This window comes from Paenibacillus motobuensis, assembly GCF_039521865.1.
GTDB classification, from domain to species: domain Bacteria; phylum Bacillota; class Bacilli; order Paenibacillales; family Paenibacillaceae; genus Fontibacillus; species Fontibacillus motobuensis.
In genome coordinates this window covers 227,693-250,068 of record NZ_BAAACX010000009.1, presented here as the reverse complement: position 1 = coordinate 250,068, position 22,376 = coordinate 227,693, and the positions used below count along the sequence as shown (strand labels likewise).

The window sequence follows — 22,376 nt, the reverse complement described above, 5'->3', positions numbered from 1 at the left end:
TTCTGGAGAGGGGGGATGCGATCAACCTTCAGTTAGGCTGTAACCGCTGTCAGCGATCAAATGGTATGAAAATAAGGAGGAAGATCCCAAGTGAACATCCATCGTTTTTTAACCCGTCAAATCTCGATTGGTGCCTTGATTATTGCGTTGATAGTTACACTGTTTCAACTCGGTCCTGTCGGTGTACCCAAAGCCCAAGCGGCCGTAAGCAGTAAGACGATCGTTGGCTACTGGCATAATTTTGATAACGGCTCAGGATTTATTAAGCTGCGTGATGTATCAACGAAGTTCGATGTCATTAACGTCTCGTTCGCAGAGCCTGTATCCGGTGCAACGAACGGGACGATCGGCTTCACACCTTATAATTACACGGATGCGGATTTTAAAGCGGATGTCGCTTATTTGCAGAGTCTAGGAAAGAAAGTCATCATCTCGATTGGCGGCGCTAACGGCCAGGTTCAACTGAGTACAACAAGCGCCCGCGACAACTTTGTTAACTCGGTTACCGACATCATTGAGAAGTATGGATTCGATGGTCTGGACGTTGATTTTGAAGGGCATTCTCTTTATTTGAATTCCGGGGATAACGACTTCAGAAATCCGACGACTCCAGTCATAGTAAATCTGATCTGGGCGCTCCGGACGATTAATAATCACTTTGGAACAGATCATTTCTACTTAACGATGGCGCCTGAGACCTTCTTCGTTCAGCTTGGATATACCTTCTATGGAGGAAGCTGCATAAGCTGTGACAACCGAGCTGGTGCCTATCTGCCTGTCATCGAAGCAACGAGGGATATACTGGATTGGCTGCAGGTACAAAATTATAACTCAGGGCCGATCACCGGATTGGATAATCAGTATCACAATATGGGCAGTGCGGATTTCCATGTAGCTATGGTTGATATGCTGCTCGCTGGCTTCCCAATCGCGGGCAATTCCAATCAATTCTTCACGGGTCTGCGACCGGATCAGGTGCTGCTGGCCTTGCCGGCGAATGCCAATGCCGGAGGTGGCTTCACCTCAACTGCAGAGGTTCAGAAAGCGCTTGATGCCATAATCAAAGGAATACAGCTTCCTAGTTACCAGATGCGAAGCAGTACTAACGGATTCCAGAACTTCCGTGGCTTGATGACCTGGTCGATTAACTGGGATAAATACAATAACTTCGAATTCTCCAACAGTCATCGCGCATACCTCGATGCATTAAGTCCTTCCGTGCCGGATAATCAGCCTCCAACGGCTCCTACGAATCTCATCGTAACTGGAAAATCAGCGACGAGTGTCTCCTTAAGCTGGACAGCGTCAACGGATAATGTCGGGGTTATCGGTTATACCGTGACCTACGGAACGAACGTTATCCAAGTAAGCGGAACAACTGCTACTATCGCTAATTTGCTCCCCAATACAAGCTACCAATTCACAGTGACAGCTAAGGATGCAGCGGGAAATGTCTCGCCGGGCATATCCGTCAGCGCGACGACGGATGCGCAGGGGAGTTCCAACGCATGGGCGCCCAATGTCAGTTATAAAGTGAATGATGAGGTTACCTATGGCGGGAAAACCTATGTTTGCCGTCAGCCACATACCTCGCTCCTCGGCTGGGAGCCGCCTAATGTACCAGCACTATGGAGTCTGAAATAATCGGTTATGAAATAAAAGAAAACTTATACCTTCATAAAAACAACTTGACATTGGAGTTTACTCCAATGTTATTTTTTATTCATGGAAAAACATTACTCTTTACAAGAAGTTTCGCGGATGCTTGGATTCCGAAGGATACGAGATCGTAATCTATGTGGTATTGATTATACTAGGCATAACAATGAGTAGAAAAAAGTTCTCTTAATTTTTTGATGAAGAGGTAGATTTACTGAACCATTTCTATACTTCGGACCAATATAGATTATCATGGCTAGAAGTTAGAAAGGGGTTCTAAAGTGAAAAAACTCATTTTTATCTTTTCTATTTTAATGTTTCTCGTCTCCTGCAGCAGTAAGGGATCACCGCTTGACTTTATGGAAAGCGTCCAAAGCACGAACCTAAGTGCAGAGACAGGAGGGCTAGAGGTTCTGAACGCTTCGGAGCAAGAGGTTATAGCACAGAGAGGAGAGCCGTTGGACAGAGGAGAAATTCAGGCGAAGAGCGATCAGAAGAGCAGAGAAGTCGTATTGGAATATGACAATTACCAGTATATTTTATCAGAGGGCCGTGTGGTGTCCTATTCTTTAAAGCCAGGCCAAGCGACAGCTAAACAATTGCAGATAGGGGATGATGAGGCACGTATTGCTGAACTGTATGGAGAAAATTATTATACACGGAAGCAGGATAAACTGAGTATTAAGGGGTATCTAGATAAGGAGAATAAGAGAGTCATTGAATTCATCGTAGATCAGAATAAGGTGGCTATGGTAGTCGTATCGGAACTATCATGGTTCAATAAATGAGGGTAATTATAGGTTTATTAATACCATAAGGTGCTTTATAACTAATGGTTCATATACCGCGACCAAGTTGGGAGGTGGACGGGGTAAGAGACGATGAATTGCATCCGTGGCTTAGGCTGATGGAACAAGGCAGTACGGCAGCCTTTCATGAGATTTATAGTCGGATTAATGATCATATTTATCGGACGGTATATTTTTTGAGCCCAAATAAGGGAGAGGTCGAGGACATTGTGAGCGAAGTGTACATAGCACTTTTTCAAGCGCTTCCGTCATATGATTTCAACAAACCTTTTCGTACCTGGTTAAACGGCATTATTGTACGGCAAACGAGTAATTGGAAAAGAAAGTTATGGAGAAAAGTGAGATTGAACGCCATAACTCAGCTAATGCCCCCACTTCAATCGCCTAAGCAGCCAGAGGAGCAAGTATTTGAAACAGAAAGCCAATACGAAATGCTCGCTCATCTGGACAGGTTACCATTGAAGCTTAGACAAGTCATTGTATTGAGATATTATCAAGATTGTTCCTATGAAGAGATAGCGGCCAGCTTGAACATTCCCGTAGGAACAGCGAAATCTCGCCATCATCTAGCTATCAAGCGTTTACGCGAATTCATTGATACTGATACCTTTCACGCTGACAGGGAGGCATCCGTCCGTGTTTAATATCAATCAATTAACCAAACAGCTCAAAGCGAGAGCTGGTGAAATACAGCCGCCCTCTGGACATGAGATGAGCATTAGGGATCTGTATGAGGCTGATCAGAAGCGCAGGAGACGTTCCACGCATTTGAAGCCGGTTCTGCTTAAGGTTGTCCTGGGACTTGCACTATTTGTTGTCATTGCTGGATTTAACAGATACATATGGTTTCAAATCAGTGATCATCGAATGAGCTTGCAGTATGTCCAAATGAATACCCGTATGGATGACGAAGAATTGTCTTCAAAAATTCATCGTGATCTTAAGGAAGTTGAAGCGGAGTTGGAGGTTGGGGAGTCAGCCATTGTATATTTGCCTGAATTAGCCAAGCTATACACTATGGATAAGAAGCAGGCACTCGTCGTTGTAACCAATCCTTTTATTATCACTGATTTTTCAAAGTGGGAGACGATCCTTGCCCGGAACACGGCCAAGTACAAACTCCCGCCTGCAAGAAGTACTGGGCTGTATTTCGTCGGAGGGAAGGAGGAATCGCCCTTCGGAGGTTTCATCCCTTTGGAGTGGAGAAAATTGCTTCCGGAACTGGAGAAGGAATCTGAGAAGATGAACGGAAAGGCGGTTTGGCGAAAGCAAGTCGATAAGCCAGCGAATCAACCGCGCATATTTACAACGATCTATCATAATGAACGGGAGGATCAAGTTTACGTCAGCATGCAGTTCATTGACCAGAAGACGGACTTTAAAATTGCTACAAGTAATTTAGAGAATGAAGAGATAAATATCGATGGGGTAAAAGCACATTACTTTAATACTCAGCCATTCTTTTTCAGCGATTCCAACAGGGTTCAGGAGATTCAATGGTTAGAAACATTTGAGGACTATACCCTTCTGTATAGCATCGGAAGTATATCTCCGACCCTTACTAAGGAAGAGCTACTTCGTATTGCGCATCAGCTGAAGTAAGTATTATTGGGATGAGGTTGCATATTTAGAAGCAGAGGGATGATTGAATGGCAATTAATGTTGCGTTCTTAAGAGGTATCAACGTTGGTGGACACAATAAAATCAAGATGGCTGAATTAAAAAGTATGTTTCAATCAATGGGATTCGAGCGAGTACAAACCTACATCCAAAGCGGTAATGTGCTGTTTGAATCGGCGGATGATGCAGATTCACTGCGCATACGAATAGAACATGAAATTGAGAAGGTTTTTACTATCACGGTCACTGTCATGATAAGAACATCCGTAGAGCTGGCACAAATTATTGAAAACTGCCCATTCTCGGAGGAAGTGCTAAAAGAGGCACAAGCATCAAAAGAGGTGGAGACTTTTTACGTCTCAATGCTGCTCGAATCACCTACACAAGAAAGAATCGAACAACTTGAAGCATATGCCTCTGAAATCGATGAATATCATGTTCAAGGACGGGAAGTTTATCTCTTGCTCAGTGAAGGGGTGCGTAATTCTAAGCTAGCGAATAAGTTGAATAAGTTGGATGTACCTTCTACGGTACGTAATTGGAAAACCATTAACAAACTCCATGGTCTAGTAAAATCTATGGAATAGTATAAGGCGCATTGCTTTCGCAACAGTATATAAATTATGAAATGACCCCCTGATGTCAAGCTTTTCAAGACTGACATCAGGGGGTTTTCTATATCTTCAATTATTCCCCTGCTATCTGCGACGGCTTGGATCGATCCGGCTCAGACCAGATGGCAAGCGACATGATGTCCTGTCTTCGCTTCGTGGAATTCAGGCTTGCGCTCAGCACAGACCGAAGTCGCGTATGGACATCGTGTCCGGAAGGAACAGCCGCTCGGCGGATTCAGCGGACTGGGAAGCTCGCCGCTCAGTACAATCCTTTCCTTGTCTGCCTCGATGTCCGGATCGGGGACGGGAATAGCGGACATAAGAGCACGCGTATATGGGTGAAGCGGCTCCGCGTACAGCGTTCCGCTGTCGGCCAGCTCAACGATCTGACCTAAATACATGACAGCAACCCGATCGCTGATATGCTTGACCATGGACAGATCATGCGCAATGAATACGTATGTCAGTCCGAGACGCTTCTGCAGATCTTTCAGTAGATTGACGACCTGTGCCTGTATCGATACGTCAAGCGCCGAGATGGGTTCGTCGCAAATGATGAACTTCGGATCAACTGCCAGCGCACGGGCGATTCCGATGCGTTGGCGCTGGCCGCCCGAAAACTCATGCGGATAGCGGGTAGAATGCTCTGGGTTAAGCCCGACCAGATAAAGCAACTCCTCGACCCGCTTCCTGCGCGCCAAACGGTTATCGGCGAGACGGTGTATGTCCAATGCTTCCCCAATAATGTCCATAATGGTCATCCGAGGATTCAACGAAGCATACGGATCTTGGAAGATCATCTGCATCTCGCGACGGAAAGCCTTAAGCTGCCCCGGCTTGAGCCGATAAATATTCGTTCCTCCGTACCAGGCTTCCCCTCCAGTCGGCTCGTACAAGCGAAGAATCGTTCGTCCTGCCGTCGATTTGCCGCATCCCGATTCGCCTACCATCCCGAGCGTCTCACCTCTGTCGACGCTGAAGCTAATGTTATTGACGGCCTTCAGCGTCTGGCCCCGTCCAAGGTAAAAATGTTTGCTCAACTGGTTAATCTGGAGCAATGGCTCTGTGCTCATCTGGTCACCTCCTGTGCCAGCGGATGCTGCAGCCAGCAGCTCGCGCTGTGGGTTTCACTGATGGTGGTCGATTCAGGTTGCCGCTGTTGGCAGATGTGCATAGCAAAGCTGCACCGGGCCCAGAACGGGCAGCCTTCCGGTGGCTTGGCCAGATCTGGGGGTGTACCGTAAATCGGCACGAGCGGCTCATCCTTGCTCTGATCGATCCGCGGCAGAGAACGCAGCAGGCCTTGGGTATATGGATGCTGCGGCTGCTTGAGTATTTCACGCTTTGTGCCGGTTTCGACGATTTGACCCGCATACATGACGATGACGCGATCACACAAATCCGCCACAATGCCAAGATCATGCGTAATCAAAATGATCGATGTCCCAAATTCGCTCTGCAGAGATTTTAGCACACGCAGAATCTGGGCCTGGATTGTCACATCGAGCGCCGTCGTCGGCTCGTCCGCGATGAGCAGCGCCGGGCGGCAGGCCAAGGCAATGGCGATCATGACCCGCTGCCTCATGCCGCCCGAGAACTCATGCGGGTATTGCGAGAACCGCGATGCCGGATGGGGGATGCCGACCATCCCAAGCATCTCTATTGCCCGGCGCTTCGCTTCCTGTGCTGTCATGTTCTGATGTTTGGTCAGCACCTCGGTAATCTGGCGTCCGACCGTCATCGTCGGGTTCAGCGATGTCATCGGATCCTGAAAGACCATCCCGATATCCTTGCCTCGGATAGACTGCATTTCCCGCTCCTTCAAACGCAGCAGATCTTTTCCCTGAAACCGGATTGTTCCTTGATGGATATGGGCGGGAGGATGCGGCAGAAGACGCATGATTGCCTGGGCAGTAACGCTCTTGCCGCAGCCGGATTCGCCGACTATAGCGACGGCTTCGCCTGGCTGAACATGGAATCTGATGCCGCGCACGGCTTGCACCTCGCCGCCGCGGACATGGAAGGATACCTGGAGATCTTGGACTTCTAGCAATTTTTGCATGGGCGAACCCTCCTTGTCCTTATTTTTTCATCTTCGGATCGAGTGCATCACGCAGCCCGTCCCCGAACAGATTGAAGCACAGCATCAACAAGCTTATAAACAGCGCAGGGAAGGCAAGACGCCATGGATAAATGATCATGGTTTTAAGCGCGTCGTTAATCATCGTCCCCCATGATGCGGCCGGCGATTGAACACCTAGCCCAAGGAAGCTAAGCACCGCTTCGCTGAAGATGGCTACCGGCACCGCCAAAGTTAAGGTAACGATAATCGGACCCATTGCGTTCGGTAGGAGATGTCGAAATAGAATGCGTAAGTGAGGCGAACCCAGGGAACGGGAGGCGAGGGCATATTCCTGATTTTTGAGCTGCATCATCTGTCCACGCACGATCCAGGACATATTGATCCAGCCGGTCACACATAGAGCCAAAATTATCGTGCCCAGGCTTGGTTCGAAGACGACGACAAGGAGAATTGCCACCAGAAGATCCGGAATAGAATAAATGATCTCAGAGATTTTGTTCATCACCTCGTCGAGACGTCCGCCGATATAACCCATGATCCCGCCGTAGATAACGCCGATGACAAGGTTGATGGCAGCGGCGGAGAAGCCGACGATAAGAGAAATGCGGGCGCCCATCCACGTACGAGCGAACATGTCGCGGCCGAGATCGTCCGTACCGAACCAATGCTCGGCGGAAGGAGGCAGGTTCGTCATCTCCAGATTATTGGAATAGAAGTCATAAGACGTCAGCATGGGGCCGATTATTGCCATGACGATAATGAGCAGCAAGAAGACAAGGGCTGTCATGGCAACTCGGTTGCTGCGCAGACGCAGCCAGGTGTCGCGCCATGTAGATACGCCTTCCTGTTCGATCGCTTCCGCCGCATGTTCGCTAACATCTGCCTTTCGGAAATCTTCCGGGGCCAGTGCACGCCTGTCGGCAGGGGAGGAATGGAACATTGTCATGCGGTCTTCTCCTTTCTCGAAACGAGCGTGATGCGGGGATCAATGAGTCCGTATGCGATGTCGGTGATGAAGCGGGCACACATTAGAATAAGCCCATAAAATAGGGTAATGCCCATAATCAGCGAATAGTCTCGGTTGCTGATGCTTATGACGTATATTTTTCCGAGCCCCCCGATTCCAAAAATTTGCTCGATGATGAAGGAGCCTGTCACGACGTTGGCCGTGAGCGGACCTAGATAGGTGACAACGGGCAGAATGCCGTTGCGAAGTACATGGCGGCGTATGATGGCACCGCGGGACAAGCCTTTGGCCTTGGCGGTCTTAATATAATCGGCCGTTAGCACTTCCAGCATATTCGAACGTGTCAGGCGTGCGATAAAGGCGATCGGCAGGGCAGAGAGCGCAAGGGTTGGCATAATGTAATCAAGCGGACCGCTTAGGCCGACGACATGCAACCATCTCAGCTTTACGCCGAAAATATACTGGAAGAAGGAGGCGAGTACAAAGCTGGGAACCGATACGCCTAAAACGGCAATGACCATTGAGATGGAGTCGAGCAGCTTGCGATGCCGCAGCGCCGCAATCATGCCCAGGCTGACCCCGATAATGACGGAGGCGATAATTGAGACAATACCGAGCTTCAAGGAGAAGGGGAAGGCATCGCGAATCGTTTGGCCGACTTCACGGTCCTGCATTTTCATCGAAATGCCCAGATCGCCTTTGGCCAGATTGCCCAGGTATACGAAATATTGCTCATGCAGCGGTTTATCCAGTCCGTATTGGGCCATCAGACGGGCACGAATTTCCGGTGGAACTGCTTTTTCAGACATGAATGGATCTCCGGGAATAGCTTTCATGAGCAGAAAAGTGATGGAAGCCAGCACCCACAGCGACAGGATGAGATAGAACAACTTGGTCAGGGTGTATCGAATCATGGATGCATCCTCCTTTCTGATCTAATTATTACTGCAGTGGATATGAAGAATCGGGACGCACCGGCAATGTGGCCAAGTGCATCCCGGTTAACAGCTTAGGGGAACGCCGTTATTCGAAGTAACCCCGGTTGTAGATGATGTTTCCTTGGTAGTCGATATACACGCCTTTGAGATTCGGTTTCTTTAACGCAACGTTCGTGTAGTAGTACAGCGGAAGAATGGCCTGATCTTGCTCGATCAATATTTTCTCCGCTTGTGCCATCAATTCCATCCGCTGCTTGTTATCTTGCGATTGCTTCGCTTCATTAACGAGCTTGTCGTATTCCGGATTGCTGTAGCCGATATCATTGTTGCCGCTTCCGGTCATGTAAAGATCGAGGAAGGACATCGGGTCGTTGTAATCGGTTTGCCATCCGGCCCGGGACATTTGATAGTTGAGCGCGGTGCGGTTCTTCAGGAAGACGCCAAATTCCTGATTCTCAATTTTTACTTTGATACCGAGATTCTTGCTCCACATGTCGACGATGGCCTCGGCCACCTTCTTATGGCTTTCATCGGTATTGTAGATAAGCGTAAATTCTGGCATGGCGGACACTCCTGCCTCGCTGAGCCCCTTTTGCAGCAGTGCCTTTGCTTCCTCTACATTTTCCTTGAAATAATCGTCCTTGTGCTCGGAGCGGAATTCGCCATTTTCACCCGCGATTCCCGGGGCAACAATGCCAAATGCGGGCAGTTGTCCGCCAAGAGTCACCTTGTCGACGATCAACTGGCGATCGATGACCATCGCTAGCGCTTTGCGGATGTTGACGTTATCAAATGGCTTCTGTTTATTGTTGAACAAATAGTAGTAGGTGGAGGCGATGCCCTTAATATCCAGTTCGTCCGGCTTCGTCTGCTTCATGATCGGAATCTGCTCGTTTGGAATGCGTCCGGTCGGCATGCCGGCAAAATCGAGCTGGTCGGTCTCGTACATGTTCAATTCCGAGCCGGCATCGTCTACCATAGTCATCTGTACTTTGGTAAATTTGATTTCGTCTTTAGCGTAGTAATTCTCGTTCTTAACCATCTCAAGAGAGCTTTGCTGCTTCCATTCGCTCATTTTAAACGGTCCGTTCGATATGATGGTGCTTGCGTCGGATGCCCACTTTGGATTGTCTTTTATAGAGGAATGTACTGGGAAATAGGTCGAGAATGAAAGAAGGCCTAAAAAATACGGAGTGGAGTGCTCTAACTCGACCTCAAGCGTATTGGCATCGACGGCCTTGACTGAGACCGAATTCGGGTCGGTGTTTTTTCCGGTGTTATACGCTTCCGCGCCTTTGATATAGTACATCTGATAGGCGTATGGTGGGACTGGCTCAGTCTTCGGATCGAGCACCCGCTTCCAAGCGAACTCGAAGTCAGCTGCAGTCACGGGATCTCCGTTCGACCATTTTGCGTCCTTTCGCAGATGGAAGGTGTACTTGAGTCCATCCGGAGAGATATCCCATTTCTCTGCAGTGCCTGGAATGGCTTTACCGTTCTCATCGCTTCGCGCCAGCCCTTCGTACAGTCCGGTGAGCACGGCGAACCCCACGTTGTCTTGCGCTACACCGGGATCGAGTGTTGGCGGATTCGAATGCAGATTGAAGCGGAAGACCTGCTCCTGCGGTACTTCGGTTTTGCCCCCGGGATCAGCGGGTTTTACATTGTTTGCCTTCGGAGGCGCGGAAGAGTTGGTTTCTTTACCGCTGTTTCCACAAGCGCTCATAACAGCGCTTATAGCCATTATGATAAGCAAGGCAAGTATGGCATTACGTTTTTTTCGCATAGCGTACCCCTCTCTTGATATATAGTGATTTGCTTATTTTATAAACATGCTAACTCGTCTTCATTTATTCTCAATTACTCTAAATTTTCAATAAAAAAATAGGTTCTGCGCCACGGAGGCAGCCGCACGCATTTACCACATGCTCTTGCTCTTCATTCCATGGGCGTGCGGTTACCGCGTACATCGTTATCCCCTCTGAATAGACAGTGAAAAAACAAGTAGACTAAATTGTTTTGGAAGCTGGTCTGGTTATAGATGGTGAAGTTGCAAATATGGCGAGATCATAGGCATACTGGAACAGGCCATTACCATATATTCTATAACAAACCATGGTTTGGAGGATGATATCGTATGGAAGTGCCAATAACAGGTTTTATGATACATTCGGAAGGCTCTAATCCCGAACATGATCATAGTTTGTATATTACAAGTTGGGATGGAAGGCCGGTCCAAATGCACGTTCACCCCTTCTCAGGAAAGACTTCTTTTGATGTAGGACATTATCATCATTATGCGGGAAGAACAGAACCTGCACTAAGCGGTGTTCAACATGTTCATAACTATTATGTGGAGACCTCGTTTGATGAACATCATGCGCATTTGATTAAAGGAACTACAGGTCCAGCGGTTCCTTTACCAAACGGAGGGCACTACCATTACTTTGAAGGTTTCACAACAGTAAATGGAAGTATTCCGCACTCACATAAATATGGCGGTAAGACCGGGGATGAAATAGGATATTGAATTCTTAATAATAGCTTTACATATATTCGCTTTTATGCTAGATTACTCAATAATAAATTTGACAAAAGGAGGTGCGAGCAATGTTAACTGTTTTTAGACTTCTGTATGGTAAAGATGCAAAAATTGGTAATGTATTCGCCGACAAAGGGAGTAGTCTGTCCTTTTCTAAGCTATACAACCATACAAAAACAGTTATCGGCGCTTTACCTCTATGGCAAATAAATTATAAAGCAATGACTTAGAGTTCTTGTTTATTTGTCCATATTTTTCATTTAAAGCTTAAGCACCGATAATCGTATCTGTGCTTTTTTTGTGTTTATTTGTAACCAAGGGATAGGCAACTCCTTTCTATATACTCCTAAAAACTAGAGAGTCTTATGGAAGGATGAGGACAAATGCAATTAAATCAAAGTCAAAGTAATAAATATAGAAGAATTAAAGAATTTTTAAAGGAACAACATTATCCTAATTTTAGAATGAAACAAATATTGAATGCCATTTTTAAGGAAAGAATCGATAAATTCAACGAAATTAGTGTACTCCCGAAATCGTTAAGAGAGCATTTAGTTAAAGAATTTGGAGAGTCTATTTTAGATATTGCTCCTTTAAAGGAACAACATTCTGAGCAAGTGACTAAAGTCCTATTTGAAATTCCAGGAAATGAAAAAATAGAAACGGTAAATATGAAGTATAAAGCTGGATGGGAATCATTTTGTATATCTTCTCAGTGCGGATGTAATTTTGGGTGTAAATTTTGTGCAACAGGTGACATTGGCTTAAAAAGAAATTTGACTTCAGATGAAATAACCGACCAGATCCTCCATTTTTATTTACAAGGCCATTCCATTGATAGTATTTCATTTATGGGGATGGGGGAAGCGTTAGCCAATGTTCAAGTTTTTGATGCCTTAGATGTACTTACTGATCCTACGCTGTTTGCTTTAAGCCAACGTAGGTTATCTATTTCAACTATTGGTATTATTCCAAGTATTAAAAAAATGACGCTGAATTATCCGCAAGTCAATTTGACGTTTTCGTTGCATTCTCCTTTTAATGAACAACGAAGTAAGTTAATGCCGATTAATGATAGGTATCCATTATTAGATGTATTGGACACATTAGATGAGCATATACGAATAACATCAAGAAAGGTATATATTGCCTATATTATGTTGCCTGGTGTAAATGATTCGATCGACCATGCTGAAGAAGTTGTAAGACTATTAAAAGGTCGATATAAAGAGGGACGCTTATATCATGTGAATTTAATCAGATATAACCCAACCGTCAGTTCTCCTTTAAGGTTCGGTGAAGTAGATGAAGGTCATGTTGCTAACTTTTACAAAAAATTAAAATCATCAGGTATTAATGTGACCATTAGAAGTCAATTTGGAATCGATATAGATGCTGCCTGTGGTCAATTGTATGGAAATTATCAAAAGAGCAACAATTAGCAATTTGGGGGGATTTTTTTATTCTCTCATAGAAAGATTGATATTTATTTTTTATCTGTAAAATAAAGGGGAGAAAGAAATGAGTAACTCAGATACTATCGTTACACATGTAATGCTCCGTATAAGTCGCTAATATCTATAAAACTTATACGGAGGAATTAACATGTCAATGATACAAGTGCAAGACTTAACTTTTTCATATCCAAGCAGTTTTGACAATATTTTTGAAGGCGTAAACTTTCAGATCGATACAGATTGGAAACTTGGATTTATCGGTAGAAATGGAAGAGGTAAAACAACATTCTTTAATCTGTTATTAGGGAATTATGAGTATAGTGGGAAAATCACGTCTTCGGTAGAATTTAATTATTTCCCTTATCCAGTTTCTGATAAGAATAAGTATACCTATGAAATTCTTGAAGAAATTTGCCCCCAAGCAGAAGATTGGGAATTTCTTCGTGAAATATCCTATCTAGATGTTGATGCCGAGGTCATGTACCGGCCATTTATAACATTATCAAATGGAGAACAAACCAAGGTATTGCTTGCCGCATTATTCTTGAATGAAGGCCAATTCCTATTAATCGATGAACCAACCAATCATTTAGACACGGATGCACGTAAGATCGTCTCCAATTATTTAAAGAAGAAAAAAGGGTTTATTTTAATTTCACACGACAGAATCTTTTTAGATGGATGCGTTGACCATATCCTCTCGATTAATAGAGCGAATATTGAAGTTCAAAGTGGTAACTATTCTTCATGGAAGTTAAATTTTGATAGACAGCAGGAACATGAAGAGGCAACCAATGAGCGTCTACAAAAAGACATCGGGAGATTAAAAGACTCCTCAAAGCGTTCAGCAGGTTGGTCTCATCAAGTGGAAGCTTCAAAAAATGGTACAACGAATTCGGGTTCTAAGTTGGACAAGGGGTTTGTAGGTCATAAAGCGGCAAAGATGATGAAGAGAGCAAAGAACATTGAATCAAGACAACAAAAAGCTATTGTGGAAAAATCAAAACTGCTCAAAAATGTCGAAAAAACCGAATTATTAAAATTAGAACCCTTGGAATTTCAGTCAAAAGAATTGATTGTTTTGTCTGATGTGTCTGTTATGTACGATGACCAAATCGTGAATCAGCCAATTAGCTTTAAGGTTAAACCAGGTGACCGAATTGTACTTGATGGAAAGAACGGAAGCGGAAAAAGTAGTATCCTGAAGCTAATCTTAGGAGATCCGATACAACATACTGGTTCAATAAATTTAGGTTCTGGACTTAAAATTTCCTATGTTCAGCAGGATACTTCTCATTTGAAGGGACTATTATCGGACTTCATTGCAGAACATGAGATTCATGAATCATTATTTAAATCTATCTTACGCAAAATGGATTTTGACCGAATTCAATTCGAGAAAGATATATCTCATTATTCTGGTGGACAAAAGAAAAAGCTGCTTATAGCCAAAAGTTTATGTGAAAAGGCTCATTTATATATTTGGGATGAACCGTTAAATTTTATTGATATTTATTCGCGCATGCAGATTGAGGAGCTTATTCAAACATTTAACCCAACCATGGTTTTTGTAGAGCATGATCAGGCATTCCAACAAACAGTTGCAACAAGAAGGATATCAATGTAGTTGGATGTAAAGATATCCCTCACATTTCTTCTCCTGATTCACAACAAAAATATGCAGATTTTGTCGACTAGGTGTTTATCTAACATTATCGACTTCAGCCCATATGCAACGTTGATTTGCTTCATAAGTTATATAGAAACTGCCTAATTATTGCCTTAGCTCGGAACACGAGGAAGAAGCTGCAGCCATATATTGTTGGCTCCTATATTAATGTTCCGGACCAAGGCATTAAGAATTCAGGGCCGGTCTATTATGGAAGTAATTATTCCACCGGCTTAATAGGATGGTAAGTAAACAGCTCCTGTAAATCAACAGGAGCTGTTTTTGTTGTTTATATGGGTGTTTTTTTATATAGTTTAAGCTAATTCTTGATAAATAGATTTCCTTGCATTATAATTGACGAGTCAACGATTGATTTGTCATATGTGGAGGTGATAAAGGCATGCAGATGTCTCTGCAGGAAATGAAACAAATTTTCCTCATGATCAAAAATATTGATAGACATGTAACTCAGTATTTTGAAAAGCGAACAGGCATTAGCTTAACCCGATATGAAATACTGTACAAATTATTAGAAAAAGGCCAGCTTTCTCAAATGAAGTTACGACATGAGTTGAAGATAGACCAAGCTGCTGTCACGAGACATTTAAAAATACTTGAAGAAGAAACCTATGTCATTCGTCATCGAAATGAGCAAAACAATCGAGAAGTGATTGTGCAAATTACAGAGGCAGGAAAGGATATTTTAGACAACTGCGATTTAGATAAGAACCGTTTTATGGATGAAATGTTTGGTAGCTTTACAGAGCAAGAGTTGAAGCAGCTGCAAATCTTAGTCAAGAAGTTTGAAAGCGAAGCAGAAAAACTAAAAAGTTAAGAGGAAATTATCCATCTTGAATTCAACTAGAAAGGGGTATCTTTGATGCCAACAACACAAACAACAATTGAACAACTAATGCATGAACGTAAATCAGTTCGTAAATATAAAGAAGAAGTTGTCATTCCAGAAGAAAAGATACAATACCTACTTCAACAAGCGATTACTGCACCCTCATCAAGTAATATGCAACCCTGGCGCTTTCTTGTGATTAAGGATCAACAAGTTAAAAAGGAATTACGTGCGATAGCCAATGATCAGGAGCAAGTGGAGACTTCATCAGCCATTATTGCTGTACTTGGTGATCTTAGCATGTATGAAAATGCAGAACAAATATATGATGCCAATTATGAACATGGTTATATGACTCGAGAAGTAGCTGATTTAATGATTAAAAATTCTCGTGCTTTATACAGCAATTTACCAGAAGCGGTTTTAAAAAATATCGCATACTTCGATGCAGGGCTAGTATCAATGCAAATTATGCTGTTAGCTAAAGATATGGGGTATGACACGGTACCAATGGGTGGTTTTGATAAAGTTAAGTTTGCGGAAAAATTCAACCTTCCTCAGAATGAAATACCTATTTTGCTAATTGCAATTGGTGAAGCCTCTGCTCCTGCATATGGGTCATCACGTCTGCCAATAACTCAAATCGCACGTTTTATTTAATATAAAATAAGTCGTGAATAAAAGAGTGCCATTTAATCAGGTAGCAGGCAGGAGTTGAATACAAAAGCGGCAAACTAGATTTCGATTCATGTCTTAGTTAGCCGCTTTTGTTAACATCCCAAATATTATCAATAAATGGCTTCTAGTCTGGATGATGTTTGGCGCCATGTAAAGCGGCTAAGTACGTTGGTTCGTGCATTATTGCCCAATGTACGAACAAGCTCTTTATTCTTTCCTAATCGAACTATATATTCTGCAAAACAATCAGCTACCTGAAAAACTCTATGGATTTCCGAATGTTTCTTTTTCCCGATCCAGGACACAGAAATACCAAGCTTTGATGCTTGCCCTCGAAGTTACTTCATATAAGAATCCTTTCCCTTACCCGCTATAACTATTTATTATGTTTACTCCATCAACTTTACTATGAGAAGCCAAATTTCCCTTTGCTCTACTCACCACAGTTACCTGATGATGCTTGGCGGGTTTTTTGCAATGGCTAGAATGCAAATCTCTACGGAACCCGTTCCAGGAACAGGGATTTGTTCAGGTGCCACAATTAATAATTTCAATCTCATTCCTCCGATCTGACCGGACAATTTAGTCGGTATTTCACTGGACCTCCTGCGTTTCCCTATGAGTATTCAAATACATTGAGCTTTGCATTGCATAGTCTTACGTCTTAGAAGAATACCTATTTTTCGATAATTAATGAAATGGCCTGTCTTCATTCATATGAGAAGATGCATAGTATATTCTGATTTTTTCTTGTTAAAAAGCAGATGAGTGAAGGGAGAACACACATGTCGGTGGTACTTAGGAAGCCTCGCAGGTATGTATTGAGCAAATGGATTAAAACTAAGGTGCTCCTTGGGAATGGTGATGCTCGCTCTCATATTCCGGATACCCGAAAATTCTCAAAATCTACACTCAGAACTATGCTTAAACTATACGGTATGGTTTACGTTAAACCGGAGATTGGAACTCATGGAAAGGGAGTTATTCGCGTAGAGAAGGGAGCGGAGTATGCTTATCAGCTCGGTACCACAGAAAAGAGCTTCCGGGATTACGAAACATTCTACCAATCACTTTTACGTGAAACCAAAAAGAAAAGCTACCTGATACAAAAAGGGATTCATTTGGTGAAATATAAAAAAAGGCGTTTTGATATAAGGGTTATGGTACAGTTGAGTCCCAAAGGAGTTTGGGAAACGACTGCCCTAATAGGAAGAGTTGCCCCACCTGATAAGATTGTGACTAATTATCATAGTGGTGGTAAGCCTATGGATGTTAAAAGTCTGCTCGGTGCGCATCTCTCAGAAAGTAAAATGAAAAAAGTCATGCATAAATTAGATAAATTAGGCGTAGCTACAGCAGGGCATCTTCATAAAAAACACCCCGGAATACGACAAATCGGACTTGACATTGGATTTGATCATTCCTGGATCCCTTGGATTATTGAAGTTAACACCAATCCAGATCCTTATATTTTTAACAAGTTGTCAGATAAATCTATGTACAGGAAAGTTATGAGATATAGAAAGGCTGCATTGAAGATGTAATGGTTAAAGCCGCATAATTGCGGCTTTTTGTGCTTTAACAGCAAAACCCTTAACCCGGCCAACCAAGGTGATCAGGAAGAATAAAATTCAGTAAAGTATTTTAATCAATACACTACCTTGACTGACATAGTACTATGTCTTATACTGCAAATATGGAGGTAATTATATGAGCGATAACAAAATCACATCAGACCTACTACGCGGCCATACCGACACAATGATTTTACGACTCTTATCCGAAGCTGACCGTTACGGCTATGAGATTGTCAAGCTGATTGCCCAGCGTTCTGACGGCGAGTATGAATTAAAAGAAGCAACGATGTACTCCAGCGTACGGCGACTTGAGGCTGACGGAGATATCGAGTGGTATTGGGGAGATGAGTCTCAGGGCGGACGTCGTAAATATTTTAGGATTACTGAGAAGGGCAAGGCGACTTACGCCAGCAACAAAAGGAATTGGGAGTATGCAAAGCGCGTGCTTGAAAACTTATTATAGGGAGGTTTGCTGTGATGAATGAGAAATTGAATAACTATTTAAACGGTGTTTTTGCGCCCTACGATGGATTAAAAAGTGTGGAAGAACTAAAGTCCGACTTGCTCTCCGATTTGCAGGAGCGGTTCCATGAACTTAAAGCTGAGGGGAAGGACGATGAGACCGCTTTTGAGATGACTATTGATAGCATCGGCAACATTGAGGAAACGGTACTGGAGGTTGCAAATCTCTCCCGTTCGCTGGAACGGCAGGTACAGATTAACCTCCGAGCGATCAATTTGCAAGAGAGCGACTTCGCGGGCGTTGTTTTACACAAGGGCGAATTCAAAGTGAGCGATTTACAGGGAGCCAACTTTGCCGGTGCCGACTTGACCGGTACTTCGTTCGCAACCAGCAATGCACAAAAAGCCAATTTTGACGACGCAAATCTGACAGACTGCAACTTCTCTGTTACTGACCTTACAGATGCTAGCTTCCGTAAATCCGTCCTTGTACGCACCAACGTGAGCACCTCGAGCCTGAAAGGCGCAAAGTTCAATAATATAAGACTCACCGATGTCAAGCTGACCAAGACGGACCTAAGAGAAGCCACTTTTGAGAATTGTGTATTTAGTGGTGTTGATTTCAAATCTTCCGATTTACGAGGGATTTGTTTTGACGGGCAGACCTTCATTGGCGTCAAGTTCGACAAGTCTGCACTGAACGACGTTTCGTTTCGAGGAGCGACGCTCAAGAACGTGTCATTCCGTCTACCTTTCTCTATGACAAACAAGTCTTACCTTAATTTCAAAACCGTCTGCTTTGACGGCGCGACGATGGATAAGTTGACTTATGCTGCGCTCAAAGGCCTATGGGTCGTCGATTTGTCAAAAGTAACGGTCATATAAGGAGTGGGAAATATGCCAGCATCGGCGATCCAAGTCAAAGGACTGCAAAAGTCCTACAAGCAGCTGCAAGTCCTGAAGGGCGTTGATTTCGAGGTGGAAAAGGGCAGTATTTTTGCCTTGCTCGGCTCCAATGGGGCGGGGAAGACAACGGTTGTCAAAATTCTTAGCACGCTGCTCAAACCGGACAGCGGTATAGCGGCCATAAACGGGTTCGATGTTGAGTCCATGCCAGATCATGTGCGGCAGGCGATCAGTCTGACCGGGCAATTCGCCGCCGTAGATGAAATATTGACCGGACGGGAAAATCTGATCATGATTGCCAAACTGCGATACCTGAACAATCCCAAGCAAGTGGCGGATACCATGCTCAAACGCTTCGGCCTGACAGACGCCGCCAACCGTAAAGCATCCACTTATTCGGGCGGTATGCGCCGCAGGCTTGACATCGTCTTAAGCCTTGTGGGAAATCCTCAGATCATTTTCCTTGATGAACCGACTACGGGGCTAGACCCCGAGTCGCGCATCGAGGTTTGGAAAATCGTTAGGGAGCTTGCTGACAACGGTACGACAGTATTCTTGACTACGCAGTATTTGGAAGAGGCTGAACAGCTTGCCGATCGAATCGCAATTTTACATGAAGGAAGGATTATTGCCGACGGCACGCTCGAGGAATTAAAAAAGCTGCTCCCGCCTGCTGAGGTAGAGTATGTTGAAAAACAACCGACATTGGAGGAGATATTCCTTGCAATTGTTGGTAAAAAGGAGGAAAAGTGATTGGAAGCGATAAGGAAGCACTTCTTTAATGATATGAGCGTAATGTTTGGACGTTCCATGCGCCATATTAGTCGCAGTATGGACACGATCATCACAGTCACCTTTATGCCGATCGCGATGATGTTGCTGTTTGTCTATGTGCTCGGAGGTGCAATTCAAGCCGGAACGGATAACTATGTAAATTACCTGTTGCCAGGTATACTGCTTATTGCGATTGCTAGTGGTGTATCCTACACATCTTTCCGTCTGTTTACCGATGTGCAACGGGGCATATTCGAGCGTTTTCACTCTATGCCAATATCACGCTCCACCGTACTATGGGGGCATGTACTGACCTCACTGGTATCTAACGCCATATCGGTTGTCGTTATCATTCTCGTAGCATTGATTATGGGCTTCCGCTCGTCGGTAGGGGTATTGTCATGGCTTGCAGTAGCTGGTATACTCATGCTATTTACACTCGCATTAACTTGGGTCGCGGCGATCGCCGGATTGTCCGCCAAATCAGTGGATGGAGCAAGCGCCTTTTCCTACCCGATTATCTTCCTGCCATTTATCAGCTCAGCCTTCGTACCGACAGAGTCAATGCCAAGGGTCGTTCGCGCGTTTGCCGAAAACCAACCAGTAACCGCGATTGTGGAAGCTATTCGATCACTACTGTCAGGTCAGCCAGTAGGCAATGATATATGGATCGCTCTAGCTTGGTGTGTTGGAATTTTGCTCGTAGCGTATCTTTTTGCGATGAGGGCGTATAAAAAGCGGATGTAAGCGATAGAATCCGATCGAGAAAATGAGCTTATCATGATTCATAAAGGAGCATATCTGCCAACGGCAATTGCTCCTTTTTTGTTTTGATGAGCATCCATTGCCCGAATTAGTAGAGTCTTTCTCCCGCTTGCTACACTATCATTCAATATTGATCTCGTCTGCATCCGATATTCATTTCTCTATTTTATACTATGGGTATCTTGTAAGAAGGAGTTATTGCGTATGAAAATGGTAGAACGATGGGTGAGTATTTTTCTGTCAATGGTGATACTATCGACTCTAGTTGCTTGTGGTACCGCTGACGACAAAGGTAAAACTCAGCTCGCGGCGACGCAGGAATTTGCGGGCAGCGTTCAGGAATTGTTCGGCAGCAGCTTGTTCGTAGGCGACTCCATTATTGGAGGACTGACGAACGATGACCTGTTGCCTGAAGCGAACGTAATGGGGGGATTGGGCGCAACGGTGCAAACTACACTGGACTACGTTGAAGAGATCGTGAGCCGTAAGCCGTCGCAGGTGTTCCTGTCCATGGGACAGAACGATCTCGGGGAACCGCTGGAGGAAGCAAAGAAAACGTTCGGACAGCAATATGCCCTGCTGGTCGATCGCATAAACGAACTGCTGCCGGCGGCACGCGTCTATGTGCTATCGATTACACCAATAGAAGAAGCATCGCCGGTTAGTACGCTCATGAACCCACAGATTGAGACCTTTAACGAAGTCCTACAGAAGATGGCGAAGGAGAAGGGAGTAGAATACATTGACCTTAATCCCATTTTCCGGCAGCATAAGATTCAATATGATGAAGACGGCTCTCATTTCACGAACCCGTTCTATCCAATCCTGCTGGACTATTTGAAGGAGTGGACGGATCTGGCCAATCAGCCGCGCGGTCCAGCGGTCACCGATCCGAACGAAGCCTACAAAGCAGCGTTCAGTGACAGTGTTTTCCTGGGAGATTCCATCCTGGGGGCCTTGTCCTATCTAAACAAACTGGATCAGGTAAATGTCATTGCCCCGAGAGGCGCAACACTAGATTTCACCCTCCCAAACGTCGAGAAACTCGCTAGTCTGGCGCCTGAGCATGTATTTATTCTGCTCGGCAGTAATGACATTCGGTTGTCAGACAAGCAGGAATTCATCGAGCGGTATCGCCAGCTAATCGACAGCATCCGGAACAAGCTGCCAAAGGTCAAGCTCCACATCCTTTCGATCCCGCCAGTCGCTGTTGAAGCCCTCAAGCAAGAGCCGCGGTATGCGGACATTACGGACTTCAACCAAGCGCTTGAACAATTGACCGATGAAGTCAAAGTAGATTTTGTGGACTTGTCGCCCATCTTCGCCGACAACAAAATCCATTACACGGCCGACGGCGTGCACTTCAAGCCGGATTTCTATCCGCTTTTCCTGGACTACTTGGAGGAGCTTGTAAAGTAGAGATTATTATGCCAATTTCATGGTCGTAATGCATGTATCGTCACTTTCAAACGTTGAAAAATTGGATTCTGCGGTTTTCTCATTTTGGGTAATGGAGATACTGTATTCTTTATCTCTCGGAAGCCATAAATCAATAAACCCATGGGAATTTGACGTTAATTTTTCATCACGTATAACGTTTCCTTGGCGATCTTCGATATATACCTCAAACTCTTCATTCATCAGTTCACCTCTGCAACCAGTCAAGCTATGGGTGGCACAAGGATGTGTTTGTTCAATGTATGGTGCAATTGAAACAAAGAACTCGTCTTTCGGCAATGCATAAGTCAACTGACTATTATCCTGCTTAGTAACGATTAGTTGTGTTGAATTAATTGAGGCGGATTGGTCTTCTATATTACCGGTACTATAATCACTAACTAATTGTTTTACATTCACTGATTCACTTTCTGTTATCCCTTTGTTTTCTGACTGTTGGCTTCCACACCCACTTAAGGCGATAATTGAAGCAACACAAATAAAGAACAATTGTTTTCTCATTGAACTATTTACCTCATCTTTCATAGTTTTCATAATTTGTATATACACCA

22 protein-coding genes are annotated in these 22,376 nt (G+C 44.4%); 16 read left to right on the top strand and 6 right to left on the bottom strand.

The window, feature by feature from the left end; all coding sequences use genetic code 11:
- Nucleotides 1-90: 90 nt before the first annotated feature.
- The 5 genes from ABD014_RS11830 (at nt 91) to ABD014_RS11810 (ending at nt 4,675) form a co-directional block, all read left to right on the top strand.
- A complete protein-coding gene (locus ABD014_RS11830) occupies nt 91-1,644 on the top strand; it encodes a carbohydrate-binding protein (RefSeq protein WP_343861200.1) in 1,554 nt (517 codons plus the stop codon).
- Between the two features lie 296 nt (nt 1,645-1,940).
- Nucleotides 1,941-2,447, top strand: a complete 507-nt coding sequence (locus ABD014_RS11825; protein WP_343861198.1) for a putative periplasmic lipoprotein — start codon at nt 1,941-1,943, stop codon at nt 2,445-2,447.
- A gap of 119 nt (nt 2,448-2,566) precedes the next feature.
- A complete protein-coding gene (locus tag ABD014_RS11820) occupies nt 2,567-3,112 on the top strand; it encodes a sigma-70 family RNA polymerase sigma factor (RefSeq protein ID WP_343861196.1) in 546 nt (181 codons plus the stop codon).
- Nucleotides 3,105-4,070, top strand: coding sequence for a DUF4367 domain-containing protein (locus ABD014_RS11815; RefSeq protein ID WP_343861194.1), 966 nt, complete (start codon nt 3,105-3,107; stop codon nt 4,068-4,070). The genes ABD014_RS11820 and ABD014_RS11815 overlap by 8 nt, the downstream gene beginning before the upstream one ends.
- A 47-nt stretch (nt 4,071-4,117) precedes the next feature.
- Nucleotides 4,118-4,675 (top strand): DUF1697 domain-containing protein, encoded by a 558-nt coding sequence (locus ABD014_RS11810; protein ID WP_343861192.1) that lies wholly within the window; start codon nt 4,118-4,120, stop codon nt 4,673-4,675.
- A 140-nt stretch (nt 4,676-4,815) separates the two neighbouring features.
- Here ABD014_RS11810 and ABD014_RS11805 read toward each other — a convergent pair whose 3' ends face one another.
- The 5 genes from ABD014_RS11805 to ABD014_RS11785 all read right to left on the bottom strand — a co-directional run bounded on the left by ABD014_RS11805 (nt 4,816) and on the right by ABD014_RS11785 (nt 10,476).
- Nucleotides 4,816-5,775, bottom strand: coding sequence for an ABC transporter ATP-binding protein (locus ABD014_RS11805; protein ID WP_343861190.1), 960 nt, complete (start codon nt 5,773-5,775; stop codon nt 4,816-4,818).
- A complete protein-coding gene (locus ABD014_RS11800; RefSeq protein WP_343861188.1) occupies nt 5,772-6,764 on the bottom strand; it encodes an ABC transporter ATP-binding protein in 993 nt (330 codons plus the stop codon). The genes ABD014_RS11805 and ABD014_RS11800 overlap by 4 nt, the downstream gene beginning before the upstream one ends.
- 19 nt (nt 6,765-6,783) lie before the next feature.
- Nucleotides 6,784-7,731 carry an ABC transporter permease gene (locus tag ABD014_RS11795; protein WP_343861186.1) on the bottom strand — a complete coding sequence of 316 codons (948 nt, stop codon included), beginning with the start codon at nt 7,729-7,731 and terminating at the stop codon, nt 6,784-6,786.
- Nucleotides 7,728-8,666 (bottom strand): ABC transporter permease, encoded by a 939-nt coding sequence (locus ABD014_RS11790; protein ID WP_343861184.1) that lies wholly within the window; start codon nt 8,664-8,666, stop codon nt 7,728-7,730. The genes ABD014_RS11795 and ABD014_RS11790 overlap by 4 nt, the downstream gene beginning before the upstream one ends.
- Nucleotides 8,667-8,775: 109 nt before the next feature.
- Complete coding sequence (locus tag ABD014_RS11785; RefSeq protein ID WP_343861182.1) at nt 8,776-10,476, bottom strand: peptide ABC transporter substrate-binding protein; 1,701 nt, start codon at nt 10,474-10,476, stop codon at nt 8,776-8,778.
- A 351-nt stretch (nt 10,477-10,827) separates the two neighbouring features.
- Between ABD014_RS11785 and ABD014_RS11780 the strand changes: the two genes are divergently transcribed.
- The 11 genes from ABD014_RS11780 (at nt 10,828) to ABD014_RS11730 (ending at nt 21,786) form a co-directional block, all read left to right on the top strand.
- Entirely contained in the window at nt 10,828-11,220 is a 393-nt protein-coding gene (locus ABD014_RS11780; protein WP_343861180.1) for a YmaF family protein, read from the top strand.
- A 395-nt stretch (nt 11,221-11,615) separates the two neighbouring features.
- Nucleotides 11,616-12,674 (top strand): Cfr family 23S rRNA (adenine(2503)-C(8))-methyltransferase, encoded by a 1,059-nt coding sequence (locus ABD014_RS11775; RefSeq protein WP_343861178.1) that lies wholly within the window; start codon nt 11,616-11,618, stop codon nt 12,672-12,674.
- A 163-nt stretch (nt 12,675-12,837) separates the two neighbouring features.
- Nucleotides 12,838-14,316, top strand: coding sequence for an Lsa family ABC-F type ribosomal protection protein (locus tag ABD014_RS11770; protein ID WP_343861176.1), 1,479 nt, complete (start codon nt 12,838-12,840; stop codon nt 14,314-14,316).
- A gap of 442 nt (nt 14,317-14,758) precedes the next feature.
- A complete protein-coding gene (locus tag ABD014_RS11765; protein ID WP_343861174.1) occupies nt 14,759-15,193 on the top strand; it encodes a MarR family winged helix-turn-helix transcriptional regulator in 435 nt (144 codons plus the stop codon).
- A gap of 45 nt (nt 15,194-15,238) precedes the next feature.
- Complete coding sequence (locus ABD014_RS11760; RefSeq protein WP_343861172.1) at nt 15,239-15,865, top strand: nitroreductase family protein; 627 nt, start codon at nt 15,239-15,241, stop codon at nt 15,863-15,865.
- An 803-nt stretch (nt 15,866-16,668) separates the two neighbouring features.
- The gene (locus tag ABD014_RS11755) at nt 16,669-17,427 is read left to right on the top strand and encodes a YheC/YheD family protein (protein WP_343861170.1); all 759 of its coding nucleotides are present in this window, start codon (nt 16,669-16,671) and stop codon (nt 17,425-17,427) included.
- Between the two features lie 166 nt (nt 17,428-17,593).
- Entirely contained in the window at nt 17,594-17,923 is a 330-nt protein-coding gene (locus ABD014_RS11750) for a PadR family transcriptional regulator (RefSeq protein ID WP_343861168.1), read from the top strand.
- A gap of 14 nt (nt 17,924-17,937) precedes the next feature.
- A complete protein-coding gene (locus ABD014_RS11745; protein ID WP_343861166.1) occupies nt 17,938-18,807 on the top strand; it encodes a pentapeptide repeat-containing protein in 870 nt (289 codons plus the stop codon).
- A gap of 12 nt (nt 18,808-18,819) precedes the next feature.
- Entirely contained in the window at nt 18,820-19,581 is a 762-nt protein-coding gene (locus tag ABD014_RS11740) for an ABC transporter ATP-binding protein (RefSeq protein WP_343861164.1), read from the top strand.
- Entirely contained in the window at nt 19,582-20,349 is a 768-nt protein-coding gene (locus tag ABD014_RS11735; RefSeq protein ID WP_343861162.1) for an ABC transporter permease, read from the top strand.
- A 222-nt stretch (nt 20,350-20,571) separates the two neighbouring features.
- Nucleotides 20,572-21,786, top strand: a complete 1,215-nt coding sequence (locus tag ABD014_RS11730; RefSeq protein WP_343861160.1) for a GDSL-type esterase/lipase family protein — start codon at nt 20,572-20,574, stop codon at nt 21,784-21,786.
- Between the two features lie 6 nt (nt 21,787-21,792).
- Here the strand turns inward: ABD014_RS11730 and ABD014_RS11725 are convergent, their stop codons facing one another.
- Complete coding sequence (locus ABD014_RS11725) at nt 21,793-22,326, bottom strand: CueP family metal-binding protein (protein ID WP_343861158.1); 534 nt, start codon at nt 22,324-22,326, stop codon at nt 21,793-21,795.
- Nucleotides 22,327-22,376 lie beyond the last annotated feature (50 nt).

What these genes read in the sequence shown, in the direction of transcription:
- ABD014_RS11745 (WP_343861166.1), top strand. Translation starts at nt 17,938, where the DNA reads ATGAATGAGAAATTGAATAACTATTTAAACGGTGTTTTTGCGCCCTAC.
- ABD014_RS11785 (WP_343861182.1), bottom strand. Translation starts at nt 10,476, where the DNA reads ATGCGAAAAAAACGTAATGCCATACTTGCCTTGCTTATCATAATGGCT.
- ABD014_RS11750 (WP_343861168.1), top strand. Translation starts at nt 17,594, where the DNA reads ATGAGCGATAACAAAATCACATCAGACCTACTACGCGGCCATACCGAC.
- ABD014_RS11755 (WP_343861170.1), top strand. Translation starts at nt 16,669, where the DNA reads ATGTCGGTGGTACTTAGGAAGCCTCGCAGGTATGTATTGAGCAAATGG.
- ABD014_RS11795 (WP_343861186.1), bottom strand. Translation starts at nt 7,731, where the DNA reads ATGACAATGTTCCATTCCTCCCCTGCCGACAGGCGTGCACTGGCCCCG.
- ABD014_RS11760 (WP_343861172.1), top strand. Translation starts at nt 15,239, where the DNA reads ATGCCAACAACACAAACAACAATTGAACAACTAATGCATGAACGTAAA.
- ABD014_RS11810 (WP_343861192.1), top strand. Translation starts at nt 4,118, where the DNA reads ATGGCAATTAATGTTGCGTTCTTAAGAGGTATCAACGTTGGTGGACAC.
- ABD014_RS11790 (WP_343861184.1), bottom strand. Translation starts at nt 8,666, where the DNA reads ATGATTCGATACACCCTGACCAAGTTGTTCTATCTCATCCTGTCGCTG.
- ABD014_RS11725 (WP_343861158.1), bottom strand. Translation starts at nt 22,326, where the DNA reads ATGAGAAAACAATTGTTCTTTATTTGTGTTGCTTCAATTATCGCCTTA.
- ABD014_RS11805 (WP_343861190.1), bottom strand. Translation starts at nt 5,775, where the DNA reads ATGAGCACAGAGCCATTGCTCCAGATTAACCAGTTGAGCAAACATTTT.
- ABD014_RS11770 (WP_343861176.1), top strand. Translation starts at nt 12,838, where the DNA reads ATGTCAATGATACAAGTGCAAGACTTAACTTTTTCATATCCAAGCAGT.
- ABD014_RS11820 (WP_343861196.1), top strand. Translation starts at nt 2,567, where the DNA reads ATGGAACAAGGCAGTACGGCAGCCTTTCATGAGATTTATAGTCGGATT.
- ABD014_RS11740 (WP_343861164.1), top strand. Translation starts at nt 18,820, where the DNA reads ATGCCAGCATCGGCGATCCAAGTCAAAGGACTGCAAAAGTCCTACAAG.
- ABD014_RS11730 (WP_343861160.1), top strand. Translation starts at nt 20,572, where the DNA reads ATGAAAATGGTAGAACGATGGGTGAGTATTTTTCTGTCAATGGTGATA.
- ABD014_RS11775 (WP_343861178.1), top strand. Translation starts at nt 11,616, where the DNA reads ATGCAATTAAATCAAAGTCAAAGTAATAAATATAGAAGAATTAAAGAA.
- ABD014_RS11780 (WP_343861180.1), top strand. Translation starts at nt 10,828, where the DNA reads ATGGAAGTGCCAATAACAGGTTTTATGATACATTCGGAAGGCTCTAAT.
- ABD014_RS11765 (WP_343861174.1), top strand. Translation starts at nt 14,759, where the DNA reads ATGCAGATGTCTCTGCAGGAAATGAAACAAATTTTCCTCATGATCAAA.
- ABD014_RS11800 (WP_343861188.1), bottom strand. Translation starts at nt 6,764, where the DNA reads ATGCAAAAATTGCTAGAAGTCCAAGATCTCCAGGTATCCTTCCATGTC.